Here is a 19,039-nt window from a genome sequence, read left to right on the forward strand (position 1 = left end):
TGTAAATAGTATGAGATTTCTAGAGTGTTCGTTAAATAATATGGATAAAGCTATCTAGCTATAAATATCCGTTCTCTAAATGACTGTTGTAACAAAAGGTAAAAAGACAAAATTCACCTCAAAATAAAAAAGATAACAGTTTAGTTTAGGGCCAGAAAAAATTAAAAGTTAAATTGTCTAACTACCTCAGAAACTTATACGCTGCAGATTTAACAAATGATGGGGAAATTCTGAGTAAGAAAAGCATCAATGTATGAAGAACATTTGAAAAAGAAAGCACATCCAATTTTTTGAAGGCATAAACTCTAGACCGTAAATCGTTCATAGCTTTATTCCACCCCCTTCTCGAATGAAAGTCGTCATTAACCCTATAATAAAGTAACGGTCGAGGAATGTTTGCAAATATATGACCAGCACTTAATAAGTCAACCCATAAATAATAATCTTGCGTATTCATTAGTTCTGGTTTGTACCGAATATAAGATTTACTAAAAACATTTTCCCTAAACATTACTGTTGGATGGCTAAAAGGGCACTTTCTAATAATAGCAATAGAAATACTATGATGATCATAATACATCTTCTTATGAAAAATCTCCTCTCCTGAATCAGAAATTTCAATCAAATCGGTACCAACAACAGATACTTCTGAATTTTCATCTAAAAAATTTACTTGCTCAGTAATTCTTTCTGTAAACGCAATGTCATCAGCATCCATCCTAGCAATATAAGTATATTCACCAATTTCTATTATTTTATCAATAATGCTATTTAACCGAGTTGCTAAACCTCGGTTTTCTGAATTAAAATTAACAAATACGTTATCTAATTTAGAGTATAAATTTAATAGTTCAACACAATCTTCAGAGATATAACCATCGACTTCAATAAAAACATCCAAGTTTGAGTAACTTTGCCCCAAAATACTATCTATAGATAACTTAATATTTTCGGCGATATCTGATTTATATACGGACATTGCAACAGCAACTTTTTTATACATCATCATCAAGCTTCTTTTTTGTAACGCTAACATCTATATAGCACAACTGCCTTTTACCACTAAAAATTGAATCAAAGAATATAGTGTTTCCATCATTTGAGAATCGAGGATGTAAGTCGCAACGAGTTTCACCAGAAAACTTAAAACCATGAAAAAACTCACCAACTTGAACTTCCATAGAACAGTTTTTCTTCGTCATAAACAAAGACTGCATTCTCGATTTATTAGGGTAAGTATCTGTAATGATATAATTACCATTGACAGATGGGTGTCCATCCCCCCGATTGACAAAAACATTATCATGAAACGCTGTAAAAGTACCTGATTCTATATTTATTAACCAGTATGCATCTTTACCTTCAGGAGAGCGTAAATAACCGAGTATAGTAGTTTCATTATACCAAAAACAATGACTAACCATTTGATAATCTGATAATACTTTTAATAAGTCTCCATTTGAATTAGCTAAGATCAAACGATCGAATCTTCTTCCACTATCATTATAATACCTGTGCATGAAGATAAAAAATTCACCATTAGGTGAAATCATTACATGGTTCAATTTGTGTTTAAAATTATTTTTATTGCCTTCAAACCTAAAATTAAAAACATCGCTTACAGAAAATAACATTCTCTCTTCATGAGAACTATAATCACATTTTAAGATACCTGTTTCATTGTAATTTGGCAGTGTATTACCTGTGTGTTTAAAATAGCCATAGTCGGGTCTTAATAATGCAAGAGACTTATAGCAAATTGACAGCATGAATTTATTTTTGAAGGAATCTTGAACAGCACTTTCAAATGAATCAATAATTTCCTGAGAAGAGATAGAATACATATAAGTTTTATATGTGTTTGATAAAAAATCAAAGTTGTTGTAAACAAATATATCCTCATCTAACCAATGAGCTCTACTCGCTTGCTGCCAGTTAAAAGCTGAAATTTTAATCCTATCTGAAAGAATAAACTTCTTAGATTTAAGACAATAAACATCAAGCTCGATTAATTCTACATCTCTGGGTAAGAGGGTTGTTGAACTAGCAGTGCTAAAGACCAATACAAGCCCTTTCCCATTATCAGGAGTTTTATCATAATAGCCAAAAAAGGTTTCATTATTATTATCTTCTATGACTTCAACCTTTTCGTTTGAGTAAAATTTATAATCTTTCTTTTTTAGAAGGTAAAAGATATAAGAGTAGGAAAGCTTTACAAGCTTCTTTATTCCCGGGCTACTAGACAATACTCGTGCAATCATTTTTTCTAAAGGGTTATAATCATCACTCATTTTCAGAAATCTCATATATTTTTTGATATTTTTCAGACATAGCCTTCGCACCAAACTTATCGTTAGCCGCATCAACCAACTCACTTCGATCTACACTACAAATTCTATTAACATTGTCAATAAACTCTAAAGCCAAAGTTTCAGGAGGAGTACTTAATGAGAAAATAAAACTCGAATTCTTCGGCAACTTATCTGCTATTTCACGATGAGGAGGAATATTAGACAAGAAAACGGGAACTCCAAATGATATGGCCTCAAGAACAGTATTGGGTAAACCTTCAGATAAAGAAGATGACAAGAAAATATTAGACCTGGATAAATGTTCCCCTACATTATTAACATTTCCGATAAATTTCATACGGCCATTAGAGAGCATTTTTAATTCACTCAATAATGGACCATCGCCTAAAACTAAAAACTCATGTTCTAAATTCAACTCATCAAGCTTGTTACTAAGTCTTACTAAGTACTCCATATTCTTTCTTGGAATAAGACTACCAACTGTAATCAGCTTAATTGTAGTTGTATCCATATTTTCAATTATAGGAAAACGGCTTGGAGGAACACCGTTTGAAATAACTGTTGACGTTATACCAACAGTTTTCAATTTAGATGCAATCGCATTAGAACAAGAAACCAAATATTTGCACTGAGCCAACACTTTAATATGCTTTTTGGCCATCAACGTTCCTTTAATTTTACCAAACTTTGATGGATAATCCTCAATTGGGAAATTTCGAGAAGTAGTAACCCAAGGAATTTTATTTTTAAGAGCGCAACCCAATGAATCAGCTCGAACCCCTTGTGTCTGAATAATATCTGGAGAATAATTATTTACATATTGAGACAACTTAGAGCTACCAAACAAGACACTTTGAACACGAGTTAAAGAAAGAGTATCCACAATGATCCCTTGGGAAACATAGCTTTCAAATTTTGAGTCCATAGGTTCAGGTGAAAGTGTTAATACTCTGCATTCATATTTATCCAAATCTAGATGAGATATGATATAAGACAATTGGTTTACAGGCCCAGTCCGTCTTAAATTACTAACTATATACAATATCTTTTTTTTTCTATTCATAATCACTTACCAATTATTTTTAACTCTACCATTACCGAATCATGAACCACACTGTGCAAGGAGGATCTTAAACTTAAAATATGAATATACACCCAATATATAGAAAAAAACCATGCCAAACTCAAAATAATCTGGCCAAGTAAAGTTATAAAGCAATTTATATAACAAGGTGTAAAAAGCTAAAGACCAATATAATTTTAACTTCCTATTACGAATCAAACCCCTCTGTACCATTAGTTTGAATAGTACATATAACATAGGGAAGAAATATAGAATAAAAACATATAGCCCACCACTAGTTGCCATATCAAGGTAATTATTATGTAAGAAAGTTCCTCTGCCATCTGTCGGCCAAAAAACATAATATCTTGCAGAGTCTAAACCAATACCAGTCTGCCAGTATTGAATAAAAAGATTCCAACCTGATTCTAGTAAATAGAACCTCAAAAATGCACTTTCATTATTATTTAACTGAGAATAATCACCAGTAAATATCATAGAAAATCGGGACATCCTTTCAAGGAGTGGATTATCTATGGTAAAGAATGCAATTAAAAAAGAGATAAGGATAAAAAATGCTACAGCTTTACTTACAGTTTTTTTCGATTGAGAAACCATTATAGAAATAACAATTATTCCAATAAACCCTGTAACAGATTTTGAAATCAAAATGCTAATCAATAAAGTCGTTATTGTAACTTTTGCTAATAGCCCTATTTTTATATCGCAAAATTTGTTGGTACAATAATAGAAAATAACTACCAATACAGAACTTATGGCATATACATTTCGATCATGAAAAACTCCTGAGAAATCACCTTTAGGTGGTATATATAATCCAATTAAAAATAGAAACAATAGGAATATATTAAGCCAAGACCAAATATATAATAATGATGATGAAATTAAATGTAAATTTATTTTTTTATGTTCAAAATATCCAATAAGTAAAATGGACACAAATGTATACCAAAATGAAATTATTAATGTTCTAATATGATGATCAACGTAGTCATATTGAGGAGTTAAAAATATAGAAAGCATTAACCATGGAAAAAAAAAGCAGAACAACTTAACTGATATTTTTTTCAGCTCTTTTACATAAAAAACAAAAACTATGACATAAGCTGCGAGTAAAAACTGCAGTCCCCAACTTATATAGAAAAGAATAGGACTAAAAGAGCGATAGAACAAATATGCAAAGCAAAAAATGACTATAAAAAAAAACTCTCTATTTTTATTAAGTGCGATACTTTAGCTCCTTATATTTTTTAATATACAATACTAATCTTATCCTAATTAATAAAACTCAATCAAAAGTAACTTCAAGATATTTATTAGCTATTTTTCTAATAGATAATTCTAAAAGGTTGCTTTCTAATATTGTGTATTTGTTATTGTTACAAGAGATTATAGCTTGGGCTAATACTCTAGGATCATAGCTATCAACGAGTTCACCACACTTCAAAAAATCAATAACTTCAGCAGGACCGCTTGGACAATTGACACTAACCACTGGCGTATGACAGCTTGCCGATTCTACAATTACATTTCCAAAGCCTTCCCATTTAGAGGTAAGTAAGAATACATCTGATTCTCGTACATAATTATATGGATTTTTTTTGAAACCAACTAACTTAACATTATTGTATAAGTCCATGCACTTAATTTTATTCTCAAGTTTAGTTCTTTCTTCACCTTCACCCAATATATAAGCTTTGAATGACATATCCCTAGATTTAAGTTCATTACAAACATCGATAAAAAGTGACAAATTTTTTTGCCTATTAAGTCTCGCGACTGTAATCAGCGTTAAATCAGCCTTAACAAAGTCATCATCAACTAATGGCTCTAAGCTTTTGTTAACTAATTCATTAGAGTATATTGGATTGTATATTACTTCTGTTTTATTTATCAATTTCGAATCGCAAGATAAAACAAAATCTTTGACCCCGCCAGAAACACATATTATTTTATTTGCAATAAAGTAGGTATGTCTAATGATAATGGGAGTTACCTTTTTCCTCCAACCTCCCGTACCTTCGCGTAGTTGGACACTTAAATCATTATGTTCGACCAGAGTTAAGTACAACTTAGGGTTAACTACTTTCTGAATGACACCAAGCAAATTAGGGAATGGCATTCCACAAAATAGGTTATTAATAGAATATTTCTTTAAAAACTTTGCTAAAGGAATAATGCTTTTTAGCAATGAAACATTACCTAAAGATATAAACCTTACAGAGTCAGAAACTAGATCATCGTACTCCCCGCCCATTTTTGAGACAAAAATAAAAACATTGTAGTTTTCATTTTTTGACATCTCATTAGCAAGGTTAACAAAGACTCTCTCCGCTCCACCACCATTTAACTTTGGTACGTAAAAACCTATATTAATCATAAAGAACCTTTGACCAATAGCTCTTTGATACATTGGCAGCCATCTCTAAACTATTAATAATTTTAGACTCATCCCAATCCTTCATCGTATTTTCAATCAACTTACCAATATCGCTATGTGATATTGCATTTACAGCTTCATAATCGACTAAAAGTGAAATAAGATCTAGTCTGGCAAGCATATCTTCTTTTTTGCTTGTTTGATTCTTATACTCTACCGCATCATCAATTGAAAGTACCGGACAGTTAGCTTTAAGGCTAAAAATAGTGCCATGAAAACGATCTGTTACCGTAAATTGTGCAAACTTGTAGAGTTCTGCCCATTCGAGTGGATTTATTAATCCATTTAAATTCACATCGGCCAAACTACATTTTGTAGGACAAACTATCGTCCACCCTCTTCTCTTATATTCATTCGCAACAATTTGTCCAAACTTCTTATTTGCAACATTTAAAATCGCAAACTTCCCAAATCCTTTCAATTTCCGTTCCACACCTGTACTAGGGAATTCGATTAAGAAAGTGGGATCAAATACTAAATCTGATGAAACGTTAGCAATCGTTGAGAGTGAATTCTGAGTGAACTTATCTCTAACAGATAAATGAGAAAAGTTTTGCAATGAATCTTTTAAGTATTTATTTTGCTTTGCATTGAGTAGACTGAAATCAGATTTATCTGCAGAAGCAGCAAAAGATACTTTTTTGCATTCTAGATCTGCGGGCAAATAGTAAATATTAGGAATTTCGGGAGCGAAAGCTTTTTCTCTAGGTCTTACTTCAAAAACAGTATCTGAACCTACAACTAACAAGTCAAACCCTGCTAGTTGTTTTTTAGAAGTATCGAATGAGTCACTTATAACTCTTTTAGTAGACAAATTTAAATTGTTCTTTAAAAATTTTCGTTGAGATAAAATTGCTCTTATCCCTCTTAAAGGCTGTTTTGTAATAACTTTTGTTTTATATTCTTTAATAAAACCAGTTTTAGGAACATAGTCAATAACTTCTACATCTAGTCCTATTTTTTTTAAATACTCATAGGTAGCAAACGTCTGTAAAAAGGCACCAGCGTTAAAAGTGTCATGATAAGTTAAAATTCCGATTTTCATTGTTAATTACCTAAAATCATATCAAGTGGCATTCTTTCTGATGAAGCTACTTTTGCTCCATTTTCATAGTGTGAAACTGTAATCATCATTATTGGTACTTCAGAAAAAGGAATGTTTAGTGTTTTTTGTAGTTTCATTTCTTGAGAACTAGTTAAAGAAAGATTTAGACAACAACTTCCAAAGCCTTTAGCATGCAAAGCATTTACTATTGACATAGAGAACATACCTCCATCTATATATGCTTGGTTTCTTTCAAGTGCATGCCAAAATTTAGACCTATCACATGTTACAAGAATTAGCGATTGTAATTCATCACAGAAGCCTTTGTTACCGTGCTGAACAGATAAAGCAGTTTGTACATCATCATTACCTTGGTATATATATGCTTTCCAAGGCTGTCTGTTACATACTGATGGTGTAAATATTGCTAACTCTATGCATTCTTCAATCTCTTCACGCTCAATTGGTTTGTTTATAAACTCTCTAATACTACGCCTAGCTTTTGAAAATTCACTATATTCATCAAAAGACATTCTTGGCTTATAAACTACTGTTGTCCCTGATATGCAACTTGGTTTAATATGTAACTTTTCTTGATATTGCCTTTTATATTTAATCTCTAGCTCTTCGCTCAGAAAACCACTGTTGAATTTAAAGTATTCTTCAAGTACACCTGAAACGGTTGAAATAAGTGCAGGGTTATGTTTTTTAAATGAGGCGTATTTAACTGTAAAGTCGATCAAATCTGACGTTTTTTGCTCACCAAACCCCTTACGTGGATTTGGTAATGACAACCCTTTTTCTAGAGCATGATAAAAAACGCATATTCTTCCCTCCAGCTTGCTTATATCATCATCAAACTTTATTGAAGAAGAATACTTAATATATCTCTTACAATCAGCCAGATAGTTTGCTGAGATTTGTAAAATCGCTCTAATCAACCTCTTAGAATAAACAATTAGAGATACTCTTTTTAACAGTTTTTTAAACATGAAAAACCTTTTTATGTAACGGATAGTCATTAATTAATCTTATTATAATTGAAAATACAAGCTCTATTATTACGAAAGCTATAGCAGACAATTCAAACAGAAGTATATAACTAATAAGGAATAATATTTTCACAGTTAGCAATATTGTTCGAGATTTTAGATCTCCAGCAGATAAAGCTATAGGGTAATAACAAAGTGAAATGAGAGTGATAACATAGTTAAATGACATTAACACTAAAAGCAACAATATTTCATCTGGTTGTGTTCCAAAAAAAATATCAAGTATAGGCTTACCTAAAAACCATATAAACAATATAAACAACACAGATAAAATTGAAGTTATAGCCATGTAATTAAAAACAAAAGTCTTTAGAGTACTTATACTGCCATTATATAATTGTATTATCTTCGCGGTAAGAACATTACTTAAATTATTTTTAACTAGCACTCCAATGTTGATCACTTGAAGCGCCACATTATAAATAGCAACTTGATGCGCCCCCGCAAACAATCCAATTAAAAAAGTATCTCCTGGGCTAGTTGCTATTTTGAAGTATCCTAACAAATTGGAGTGAAATAATACATTTAATATTTTATCTTTATTTGACAAATAATTAATTTTAAAGTCACAAAAAGAGAAATTATTAAAAACACCTTTGGTTGCAAAAACAATTAGTACTATCTGCAATATACTATTGAAACTAAACCATATATAAAAAATATATTCGACTTTACTTAGTAAACTTGTGAAATTAAGTAACACTACTCCCGTCAGTAACTGGATAACTTTAAGCGTAGATTCAACTTTCACTAACGTATTGAACTTCCCTTCACATCTCAAAATAGCAAGTGCGTAATTATTAAAACTAAATAAAATTATGTAAACAAAAGATAACACAATCATATTCTTCGGTATTTCGGAATATATGCTCTCACTAACATAGTCAATGAAGGAATAACAAGCAACAAATACTAATATTGAAACAACCATTGTCAATATAAAGGAAAATAGTTTTATGAAATTATAAAGTGAGTTTTCTTTGTGATTTTTGTATATCAAGTCACCGGTTCTGACACTAGCAAATGTAGCTATAAACACACCTAAATTCTGACAAATTACATATATTCCGTATTTTTCTACTCCATATTCTCTTGATATTAAAGCTAACCATATTATGTTACATACAGCATTTATTATTGACCCTAAAAAAGTTATTGATAGGTCTTTTTTTAGTTTACTCAACATTTTCTCTTATTAAAAAAAACATATACACTTACCTAAGGGAAAGAAATAGTATGAATATCACTGTTACATAGGGCTTACAAAACCTCTCAAAAATAACTCAGAATTCATCACGCATATTTTGTGGTACTTTAGCGTATTTCAATCATTTTCTCTAAAATTAAACCTTACAAGACTTTAAATTACACGAAGTGATATTTGATATTTTTTCTCAACGTTTTTACACAAAACTCTCATTCATTTTGAGATAGTCTATTTTAAATAGTATCTTATAAAATTTAGATTTTGCTTACTTTCTTAAAACCGCCTCAGGGCAAGATTACGAAGCCCCTTGCCCTGCAAGGACTTGCGAAAGGTAAGCGTTATTGCGGTTCGCTTTTTTCTGCTTTCTTTTGATCCCTGCTTTGAAGCTGATTTCTTCCGTCAGCAGATTTAAAGCTATATGTCTTATAACTGCTAAATTCTCACCGGCTTGCTCTCGACGTATCCGACATTCATCTTCTTTAAAACCAACGTCTAATCGCCAGTGCATCTGATTTTCAATGCTCCAATGTGCTCGCGTGCTCTCTAGTAAAGCTTTAGCCGTTAGTTTTGCTGAGCTTATGTAGTGCTTGATTTGCATTGTTTCTGCTGGCTTATCACCTTCTTGACGAATTGAAACGACCATACCAATTGTGGAGAGTTCAGCCCAATCAAACGCTATATAGCCTAAGAAATCTGTATTGTGAACAACCATACTCAAACGCGTTTCTGTACGACCATGCCCTTTCTCTTGAGTGACGTATTTATCACCTTCAAAACTATTAATCATACTAGAATTAAACACTTGGCTAATCGCTTGCTCCAATCGTTTTTGATTACCTTTTACCGCTAAGAGATAATCTGCATCTTGAGCGACTATCTTTTCAGCTATATCCTTCTGGCATCCCATAGCATCAATAGTCACTAAACAACCTCGCAAGGAAAGCATTTCAAGCAGTTCAGGGATCGCTTTTATTTCATTGCTTTTATCCGCAGTCTTCACTTGTCCTAGTACAACTTGGTTTGCTGCACTAAAGGCACTAACCATATGGATTGCACCACAACGCTTGTCTTTGTTGTATGTGCCTCTGAGAGTTTTGCCGTCGATAGCAATCACTTCACCCTCTGTCGTCTCATGACAGTCTTTCATCCACGCAGTAAAGCATCGTTGCAGTTGCTTGGCGGAAATAAGATTGATAACTCGGGCAATGGTATCGTGTACTGGTATGCCTTGTTTGAAATCACCATACTGCCTAAGCCATTCCAAGTTATCTTCACCAAAATCTTCAATATCCTCCCAACCTTCAGCACCAGCAATCACTGCTGCAATTGTTAAGAAGATAATGTCGGTTAGCGTGTGCTCTATTTTCCAAGCTTGGCGAGGGTCTCGAATAACTGAAATATGGTCCAAAAGGCTTAATCCATTCATTATGGCTAAATATCTGCTGTTAAAAAACAGTATATGATCACACCTAAATCTGATCATCAAATCGATCTTGAATGTATTGAATTTGTTGTGACTTCAGTGTACAAATTAGTGGAAACATCACTTCACGCTACCCCTTATTCCATATGGGTTTTTCATGATCTTGCCCTGAAAACCGCCTCAACGGGGGGAAAACAGATTTTCTGTGGCTTGTAGCGCTTTTTACTTGCTAACTACTCACTGGCCACTCTTGCATTTGGGTATGCTACCGCCCTTAGGTTTGGCTCCTAAAGGCAATAGTGACAATTTGTTCGCTTTATGCGGTTTTCATACGGTTTTAATTTTCTGCGTATTCTAGCAAAGTAAGTGCATATTGACTAGTTTGGAATTTACCCTATTTGGACAATCCTCTCACCACGCATTCAACCAGCGAGAGCATTGTACGTCTTGCAGGTACTGAGTGCCTATGAAGTAGCGGTTTTCTTGTGCTGCATCGCAGTAGCGCTTTTCTATATCAATGAAAATATTGCCGTTTCTGTACAGCGAGACGAAGCTCGGGTTATTGTTTACCGCCAATAACGCTTTAATCTCGGTACGTGTTAGCCCTTGTGGGTAGTGCTTAACCAGCAGTTTCAAGAACTCGCCAATGCGTCCTTCTACTCGCGCTATCTCTTTTTCTAAAATGGTGACTTTTTCTTCCGTTGTCAGTTTTTTTAGGCTGATATCGTCCATTTGCCCTCTCCCTAATTCTACTTTTGTATCTTGACGTTTTTTGTCTGTATTCGCGCTTGGTCTGCCCTAGCCTTTGGTTTCCCTAAGCTTTTCGCTTCCTAAATTATTGGTTTTCAATAGCTTTTAGCTGTGTGAGCAAGCGCTTCGTCTGTGAATAATCGAATGGTCACTTTTTAGAATCCGTGCAGGGCGATTTGGATTGAACTAGGGCCTTGATACGTGCTTCGAACGGATTGGTGGTGCTTTTGGCTTGGTAATCCGCTAGGGCCTGAGAGACGGGCGTGGGTTGTTTGTGAACCATGGGCTTGGCTGCCGGTTGGGTTTTAGCTTCCTTGGTCGATGTAGAAGCAGAAGCCCTTGCTGGTTTAGCCGCTTTTGTTTGCTTAGCCGCTCTAGCCTGCTTAAAGACTGGCGATGAGTCTCGCTTCGCTTTGGCTTGGGCGCTTCTTCTTAGCCAGCCATTCACAAAGTGACCAATGTGCTCAAAGGGTTTGCGCTTATCGGGGTTGATGTACAGCCAGGCTTGCATGGCATGCAGTTCTTGCAGCACATCTAACTTTGGGTAGGTTCGCTCTAAGATTTTGTAGAACTCATGATAAATCGGCGCGCTGCCCTCTTTGGTGAGCAGGTGAATCACGGCTTCATTCTGTTGGCTTATGGGGTTTGTGACGTTGGTTTTAGGTGTCGAGATCTCATGTTGTTCAGAACCGCTTGGGGGATCAAGTACATCGGTGTCATCCAAGCTGCCGTTTTTCAAGCTCAACTCTGTTTTATGTTCTTTATGAAAGATTATGTGTGCCAGGTGATCACTCTCCGTGGTGGATCTTGAGTCACCCAGGGGAGTGTCTGAATGGTCGGTTTTCTTCGCATGTTCTGTCTTCTGTGGATATTCCGACGAAGCTGACGGTAAACCTGTTTGTTCTACATTCGTGTTCTCTTGATTCGCTTGGTCTAGATCGATCTGTTGAATGTGGCTGTCGCTGGGAAGGCGCAGCTGATATATGTTGCTGCGCTGGCGTCCTGAATCATCAAACCGCTTTATCCGCTTCACAAAGCCTTGCTTTTCGAGCTCGTTAACATGTCGTTTCACGGTTCTTACCGACACTTCGCAATATTGCGCCAAGTAATTTAGGGAAGGAAAACACACGCCGCGCGCGTCGGCGTTATCGGCCAATTTTAATAACACCAACTTGCTTATTGGAGAGCCAGTTTTTAATGGGATGAAAGAAAGAATTAGAGAAACACACATGGTTAACGCTCCTTGTTAATTAGTCATTCGTATAGAAATCCATTGATATACAGAGCATTAACAACACTTTTTGGCGCTTTAGGGGCGAAAGGCCCATGAGATAAGTTGTAAGAAAAGATGTTTGGTTAATCGCCTCGGATAGATATGCAACATCAACCTTATTAAGCAATGGCTTTTCGAAGCACCTCTCATTTTTCTGTATTCCTCTGTTTTCGTGTTATTCCCGCCAACCCCAATCAAGAATGTTGAAGTACATTGCCCTCCCCATGCAGTAATAAGGTGCTTAATGAAGGCGATAGTTTCTCTTTTTATTTCAGCGTATCAACCCGGTATGGCGAGCATCGAGTGCCGTGCTAACTCCCTCACTCAATCACGTCAGCCGTTATTTTTTAGTGATAGTGATGGGTTTGGCCAAGTACTGAGCTATGAAGTTAACGGTTATAAAGAAAGCCATTTGGAAGGTTGTTATTTTAATGAGGATGAATGCGGTGACACCCCCAGCTATGAAGATATTTGTTGGATGATCAGCCGAGCACGGCGTAAGCAGCCTCTGGGTTATTACGTGATGTATTTACGTTATGTCAGCCACCACCCCGGCTATGAAAAAACCGTAGCCACCAGTCTGCGACAACACATCGCATTGCACCCTGATTTAAAAGAATCGCTATCAACGTCTTTAATCGCCTATTTACAACAACACGAGGATTTATTTTGTCAAACACTCCACCAGCAACTGATCGAGTTCCAAATCAGCCGTTAGAAGCGTCTGTTTTGCCAGAGCGGGCTGACACCAAAGAACGAATTGATTCGGAAGAGCAGGCTAGCAAGATGGAGCTTATCCCTTCGTTAGATCCTTGTTTACCTTCAGCATCCTATTCATTCAGCCTGGTTTCGGTTTTACTCCGCTTACCTCATTGCCCGCCATATTCCTTTATTACTGTGCATTGCAGCGCCACGCCGCCACAGCAAGATGTAGGCGTAGCCGAGATTCGCCAATGGCATAAAAAGAAAGGCTGGCGCGATGTGGGGTATCACTTTGTTATTCGTCGCAATGGGGATGTCCAATTGGGCAGGCCGCTGTCGCAAACTGGCGCGCATGTGAAAGGACACAACAAGGGCAATATTGGGGTTTGTTTGGTTGGCGGTTGTAATGCCGAGCTGCAACCAGAAGATAACTCCACACTTGCGCAGCGCAAGGCACTGTTTGGTTTGATGGCTGCACTGCAAGAGCAGTTCTTGATTTCAGATGAGAATGTTAAGGGGCATAAAGATTGGGGCGTGAATAAGGCGTGTCCTGTTTTGAAGATAAAAGCTTAAGAGCAGATGCGGGATTCGGGTAAACGAGATGCGAAAGGCTTAAGAGCAGATGAGAGTGGCGGGTAGCGAGATTCGAAGAACGGAAAGCAGAGATGAAGAGTGAGAGGGTTATACAGTCAAAGGCTATACATGCGGTCAAAGCCAATCAATCAACCAAGGAGCAGTATGACATTGTTCGGAAGAATATTCGGGAGCCAGTCTTCGATTAGCAAGGGGTTAGATGCACTCACCAACACAGGAGATGCGATGTTTTTTACTGATGAAGAAAAAGCGAAGCACAAGCTGGCACTGCTTAAAGCGTATGAACCTTTTAAGTTGGTACAGCGCTACATTGTGTTGTTGTTCACCATTCCTTATGTGGCACTGCATGTGATGGTTATTTTAGGCTGCATGCACGGCTACGATTGGAAACCATTAGGGGAAATGACCAATGAAGCGTTTGGTTATCCGGTGTTAGCGGCGATTGGATTGTATTTAACGGGTGGCGTGGTGAAGAAGTAGAAAAGCAGATTCGAGTGACGGGTATCGAGATGCGAGGAGATTAAGAGCGGATTCGAGTGGCGGGTAGACGGGATGCGAGGAGATTAAGAGCAGAGGTGAAGAGCAGAGGTGAAGAGCGAGGACAAGAATATGATAGTGGTGCTTTTAGCTCCTCCCCTTTATCACGACTATTACTTGGCAGAAAATATCAATATAAGGGGAGGCTGGGAGGGGTTGATTAGGCATCGCTAGCAACCCCCTCTAACTCCCCCTTCTATTAACACCATCACTCACAATAGTCCGGTGTTCAAGGGGGAGAACCAAAAGCTAAGTCTTCGAATAATTTGAAGATTGGATAAAGAATAGATACGGGTGGTGGGTAGACGGGATTCGAAGAGCTAAAAGAGCAGATTCGAGCAGCGGAGCGGGTAAACGAGTAACAAGAGATGAAGAACGGATTCGAGTGGCGCTTTTCGTATCTCGCCACTCGCATCCCGTTCCTGTCTTTAGCTCTTCGTTTACCCGGTTACTCGCATCTCGTTACTGCTCTTTAACTTTATTTCTTGTCGCTCGAATACGCATAGTTGTAATAACCGTAGCCGTAAGAGCTTGATGCTTTCTTCTCGATGGCGTTGAAGATAACGCCTTTCACTTCGATACCTGATTGTTCGAAACGGTTACGAGCCACTTCTATCTCTTTAATGGTGTTTTGACCGTAACGCGCCACCATTAATGTGGTGCCAGCGAAGGCGCCGACAATGCTTGGGTCGGTTACCGCAAGTACGGGCGGGGTATCAACAATCACCAAATCATACTCTTTCGATGCCCATTCCATTAGTTCTGCAAAGCGTGGGTGCATCAGCAGCTCTGATGGGTTCGGTGGCACTTGGCCGCGAGTAATAATATCTAGGTTCTCTACCGGTGTGGTTTTCACTGATTGAGCGAACTCTTGCTTGCCGCTCAGCACATCAGAAAGACCATTGTCCCAGTTCACACCAAAGCTTTGTTGTAGGTAACCTTTTCGCATATCGGCATCAATCAACAATACTTTCTGGCCTGTTTTTGCGGCTACTGCGGCAAAGTTAGTCGAGATGAATGATTTACCAATGCCTGGCGCAGGGCCAGAGATCATCAAGATGTTATTTTTCGCTTCTAGCATTGCGAAGTGCAAACTGGTGCGAAGGCCACGCAGCGCTTCAATCGAAAGATCGGCAGGGTTCGATTCAGCAAGCAGTGCCTGAACGCCTTTTGTTTGTACTTTCTTCGATTTAAAGCGGTTGGTTAGCTCAATCTGTAAATCAGATTTTGGTACCGCTGCGTAAACAGGCAGGCCGATTTGTTCAATTTGGTCTGGGCTTTCCACACCACGGTGGAACGCTGCTTTCACTAATACAAATGCGACACTTAACATGCCACCCAGTAGCGTCGCTAATACAACAATCAATGGCTTCTTCGGTTTAACGGCGCGAGCGTAAGCTTGCGCGTCATCTAAGATACGAACGTTACCGACCGTACCGGCTTTAATAATGCTCAGTTCTTGAACCTTGTTTAAAAGCTGGATGTAGATCTGTTGGTTTACTTCAACATCACGTGTCATACGTAGTACTTCACGTTGTGTTTTCGGCAGCTTTTGCACTTGCTTGTTCAGGCGCTCTCGCTCGCCCAACAACGTTTTACGCTTATCAATCAGTGACTTATACGCCGGGTGATCTTTAGTGAAACGCTGACTGATATCACTCTCTTTAAACGTCAGTTCATTCAATTGCGCTTCAAGCTCTACCATTACCTTCAGGGTTGATTGTGCTTCTAAACCCAAATCGATCGATTCGTTCTTTTGACGATAGTTGTTTAGCGTGTCTTCATAGCCCGTTAGCTCAGATTTAATACCAGGAAGGTGGCTCTCTAAGAACTGTAAGCTCTTCTCTGCTTCCGCAGAATTACGTTTCACGTTTTGTAAGAAGTAAGTCTGACTAATATGATTAAGAATTTCAGAAATCTGCTGCTTGTTTTCCCCTTCGAAACTTAGCTTCAAAATACCGGTTTGCTTTCCTTGCTCAGAAAGAGACAAAGAAGATTTCAGCCATTCGATCGCTTGCAATCGGCTACGTTGACCAATCGAGAATTCAAAATCGTTGTGTGATTCAAAACCTGCCACAAACAAGCTGTAGTCGTCTGCTGTTGCTAGCTCACCCACTTTGCCTTTTAGGATAACGCGCTCATCGTCGCGAACTAATTGGTAAGTGCCCTGCTCGGCATCTAGGATCTGGATCGTGTGCCCGTAGTCGCTCGCATAGCTTGGCATGTTGAAACGGCTAACCGCAATGTGGTTGATGTCGCCAGTTAAGCGTGCAAAGCCTTTGCCGACGATTGGCGCATAGTTAGGTGAGGTCACAGTCGTTAAGTTAAACTTATCAACCGTTTCACCCAAAATCATACGAGATTTGATGATCTCGACTTCGGTTGTAGCTGAAGATTCTTGAGAGAACAATTCACCCATATCACCAACCATAGAAGAGATGCCACCAGAGCTTTTCTCTTCAATTTGGATCAGGGCATCCGCTTTGTATATCGGCGTCGAAAGCAAAGCAAACGCAATACCAAACACAGCAAAAACGAATGTGGTGAGCATGATTAGCCATTTAGCATCTAATAAGATGCCAAGCAGTTTTCCTAAATCTATCTCATCAGAGTTATCTGTATGCGATTGCTGAGAGGGTTGTGTTGTCATTTGTTTGCTACTTCCTAAAGTATTGCTATTTAAGAGACTATATACGCTCCGCGTACTTCTCTTTTATATTATTCCGTTGGTGGCTTTGCCATGCCTACATTTAGAGCATGACATTTAAAAAGCTGTCTATTTAAAACCTACTGCATCTAAAATCTATTGCATTTAAACCTACAGTTTTTTTGCCCAAGCTTGCGCCGCTTCGTCAATCAGCTTATAAGCGTGTTCAAACGCCTCACGACTTTGACGATAAGGGTCAGGAATGTCTTTCTGGCCAATCCACTGACCAAACAGCATCGTTTTTCCGCGAGCCTCCGGCGATATTTGAGTAAGCGCTTCTAAATGGCCCTTCTCCATCACCAAGATCAAGTCATACTGAGCACAAAGCTGTGGCGTAACTTGCTGAGACTGATGGTTTTCAACATCAACCCCATTTTCAGCGGCGATTAAAATAGCAGTGTCGTCTGCAGGCTTACCAATTAAACGGCTTTTCTCAGCAGCGATACCGGCAGAGGCCACTTCTTTGTTGGGCAGCAAGTTTTGTAAAACTCGCTCTCCAGTCGGGGAACGACAAATGTTGCCCACGCATACGACTAAAATTTTATTAAACATAATGGTCTCTAATTGTATTGGGCTTATAAGCTGGGTTTACTTTTAGATGTAAAAATCAGGTTACACGTACAATGCAACCTGATGATTAATTAGGGTTTATTACAAACCAGGGCTTATTACCAATTACGAACGCGCAACATACCTTCGGTTAGGTCGTTGAAGCCTGAAATGGTTGGTACAAGCTGACCGATTACACGGTTCCAGCGGCTGATGGGTGCGGCCGTTACGTAAACAATATCATAAGGCTTTAAATCAAACTCGGTGCCAATCACTAAAGCTGATGCATCTTCCATATTGAGTTGGTAGATGTCTGCCATGCGTTCTGATTTATCATCAGAAGTTCGGATCACAAACACACCCGTTGCATCTGCCGTCAGCTGGTTAATACCACCTACGTTGCTGAGTGCTTCGGTTAGGCTCATCCCAACGCGATCAATCTTAAGTAGTTGAGGATCGTTCACTTCACCCATCACGAACACTTTCTGGTTGTCATTACGCGGTACGTGAACAATATCACCGGCTTGCAGTAAGCGGTTTTGGGTTAGGTCACCACGTTGCATTAAACCGTAAAGTGAAAGGTTCTCTTCCACGCCATTGCGGGTTAATGAAACATTACGCCAATCAGCATCTTCAGACAAACCGCCAGAACGGTTCACGGCATCCAGTAACGTTAAAGGGATATTAGTGATTGGCTGCTGGCCAGGTTTAGATACTTCACCGGTAATGTAGGTTTTCTTAGATCGGAAAGCCGCTACGTTTACATCAACTTGAGGGCTTTCGATGTATTTCGCCAAACGTTCCGCTATATCAGAACGAATTTCACGAACCGTTTTTCCTGCCACTTCGACTGTACCAATGTACGGGTAGAAGATGGTGCCGTCAGCATGAACCCAGTTACCCGCTTCAGTACTACTACGGTAAGAACCCGCAGGAATTGTCAGTTCAGGGTGATCCCAGATCGTGATATTTAAGATATCGCCCACGCCGACTTTGTATTCATACTTTGCGATGTCTACGTCGAGTTCAGGGTTGGCTTGTGACACCGACAATGTACCCGTTTGGTAAGTCGACACTAGCTGCGCCGTCAGCGGATACACATTCACCACATCAGAGATATCAGATTCTTGCTGTTCCTCTGAAGGCTGAATCACATTCTTGTTGCCAGTAGAAAGGTGAGTTCCTGGAGTAGTACACCCTGCAAGCAATACAGGAAGGAGCGCTAAAAGGAGACGATTTTTATTAATCTTCATGTTAACCAAGTCATAGAAACGGAATGTGTCGTGATATCCCAAAGGACACCCAAAGAAGTTAGAACAAACAATTTTATCAGCTACGCAGTATTTAATAGAGTTAAGGAGGGC

The 19,039-nt window shown here is 38.1% G+C and carries 17 protein-coding genes; 3 read left to right on the forward strand and 14 right to left on the reverse strand.

Features of this window, described 5'->3' with window-relative positions:
- Positions 1-181: 181 nt before the first annotated feature.
- The 11 genes from A6D97_RS12630 to A6D97_RS12680 all read right to left on the reverse strand — a co-directional run bounded on the left by A6D97_RS12630 (position 182) and on the right by A6D97_RS12680 (position 12,544).
- Complete coding sequence (locus tag A6D97_RS12630; RefSeq protein WP_240492699.1) at positions 182-1,009, reverse strand: glycosyltransferase; 828 nt, start codon at positions 1,007-1,009, stop codon at positions 182-184.
- A complete protein-coding gene (locus A6D97_RS12635) occupies positions 996-2,291 on the reverse strand; it encodes a hypothetical protein (protein ID WP_083190235.1) in 1,296 nt (431 codons plus the stop codon). Before A6D97_RS12635 ends, A6D97_RS12630 begins: the two co-directional genes overlap by 14 nt.
- Entirely contained in the window at positions 2,284-3,375 is a 1,092-nt protein-coding gene (locus A6D97_RS12640; RefSeq protein WP_065584513.1) for a glycosyltransferase, read from the reverse strand. The genes A6D97_RS12635 and A6D97_RS12640 overlap by 8 nt, the downstream gene beginning before the upstream one ends.
- Before the next feature lie 39 nt (positions 3,376-3,414).
- Complete coding sequence (locus A6D97_RS12645) at positions 3,415-4,335, reverse strand: O-antigen ligase family protein (RefSeq protein ID WP_170791824.1); 921 nt, start codon at positions 4,333-4,335, stop codon at positions 3,415-3,417.
- Positions 4,336-4,684: 349 nt separating this feature from the next.
- Positions 4,685-5,776 (reverse strand): glycosyltransferase, encoded by a 1,092-nt coding sequence (locus tag A6D97_RS12650; protein ID WP_065584515.1) that lies wholly within the window; start codon positions 5,774-5,776, stop codon positions 4,685-4,687.
- A complete protein-coding gene (locus A6D97_RS12655; protein ID WP_065584516.1) occupies positions 5,769-6,881 on the reverse strand; it encodes a polysaccharide pyruvyl transferase family protein in 1,113 nt (370 codons plus the stop codon). Before A6D97_RS12655 ends, A6D97_RS12650 begins: the two co-directional genes overlap by 8 nt.
- A gap of 2 nt (positions 6,882-6,883) precedes the next feature.
- A complete protein-coding gene (locus tag A6D97_RS12660) occupies positions 6,884-7,873 on the reverse strand; it encodes a nitroreductase family protein (protein ID WP_065584517.1) in 990 nt (329 codons plus the stop codon).
- Positions 7,866-9,119, reverse strand: coding sequence for an oligosaccharide flippase family protein (locus tag A6D97_RS12665; RefSeq protein ID WP_065584518.1), 1,254 nt, complete (start codon positions 9,117-9,119; stop codon positions 7,866-7,868). Before A6D97_RS12665 ends, A6D97_RS12660 begins: the two co-directional genes overlap by 8 nt.
- Before the next feature lie 316 nt (positions 9,120-9,435).
- Complete coding sequence (locus A6D97_RS12670; protein ID WP_065584519.1) at positions 9,436-10,566, reverse strand: ISAs1 family transposase; 1,131 nt, start codon at positions 10,564-10,566, stop codon at positions 9,436-9,438.
- A 408-nt stretch (positions 10,567-10,974) separates the two neighbouring features.
- Positions 10,975-11,295 carry a hypothetical protein gene (locus A6D97_RS12675; protein WP_065584520.1) on the reverse strand — a complete coding sequence of 107 codons (321 nt, stop codon included), beginning with the start codon at positions 11,293-11,295 and terminating at the stop codon, positions 10,975-10,977.
- Positions 11,296-11,461: 166 nt separating this feature from the next.
- Positions 11,462-12,544 carry a helix-turn-helix domain-containing protein gene (locus tag A6D97_RS12680; RefSeq protein ID WP_065584521.1) on the reverse strand — a complete coding sequence of 361 codons (1,083 nt, stop codon included), beginning with the start codon at positions 12,542-12,544 and terminating at the stop codon, positions 11,462-11,464.
- 286 nt (positions 12,545-12,830) lie between these two features.
- On the opposite strand from A6D97_RS12680, the gene A6D97_RS12685 reads away from it, so the two are divergent.
- The 3 genes from A6D97_RS12685 (at position 12,831) to A6D97_RS12695 (ending at position 14,362) form a co-directional block, all read left to right on the forward strand.
- Positions 12,831-13,304, forward strand: a complete 474-nt coding sequence (locus A6D97_RS12685) for a hypothetical protein (RefSeq protein ID WP_065584522.1) — start codon at positions 12,831-12,833, stop codon at positions 13,302-13,304.
- A gap of 11 nt (positions 13,305-13,315) precedes the next feature.
- Positions 13,316-13,861 carry an N-acetylmuramoyl-L-alanine amidase gene (locus A6D97_RS12690; protein ID WP_065584523.1) on the forward strand — a complete coding sequence of 182 codons (546 nt, stop codon included), beginning with the start codon at positions 13,316-13,318 and terminating at the stop codon, positions 13,859-13,861.
- 165 nt (positions 13,862-14,026) lie between these two features.
- Positions 14,027-14,362, forward strand: a complete 336-nt coding sequence (locus tag A6D97_RS12695; protein ID WP_004733275.1) for a hypothetical protein — start codon at positions 14,027-14,029, stop codon at positions 14,360-14,362.
- A gap of 535 nt (positions 14,363-14,897) precedes the next feature.
- Here the strand turns inward: A6D97_RS12695 and A6D97_RS12700 are convergent.
- The 3 genes from A6D97_RS12700 to A6D97_RS12710 form a co-directional block, all read right to left on the reverse strand.
- Positions 14,898-17,069, reverse strand: coding sequence for a polysaccharide biosynthesis tyrosine autokinase (locus tag A6D97_RS12700; RefSeq protein ID WP_065584524.1), 2,172 nt, complete (start codon positions 17,067-17,069; stop codon positions 14,898-14,900).
- A 168-nt stretch (positions 17,070-17,237) separates the two neighbouring features.
- Positions 17,238-17,678 carry a low molecular weight protein-tyrosine-phosphatase gene (locus A6D97_RS12705; RefSeq protein WP_017069276.1) on the reverse strand — a complete coding sequence of 147 codons (441 nt, stop codon included), beginning with the start codon at positions 17,676-17,678 and terminating at the stop codon, positions 17,238-17,240.
- A gap of 116 nt (positions 17,679-17,794) precedes the next feature.
- Positions 17,795-18,928, reverse strand: coding sequence for a polysaccharide export protein (locus tag A6D97_RS12710; protein WP_065584525.1), 1,134 nt, complete (start codon positions 18,926-18,928; stop codon positions 17,795-17,797).
- Positions 18,929-19,039: the final 111 nt, after the last annotated feature.

Origin of the sequence: Vibrio sp. ZF57 (assembly GCF_001691235.1) — a bacterium.
Classification (GTDB): domain Bacteria; phylum Pseudomonadota; class Gammaproteobacteria; order Enterobacterales; family Vibrionaceae; genus Vibrio; species Vibrio crassostreae_C.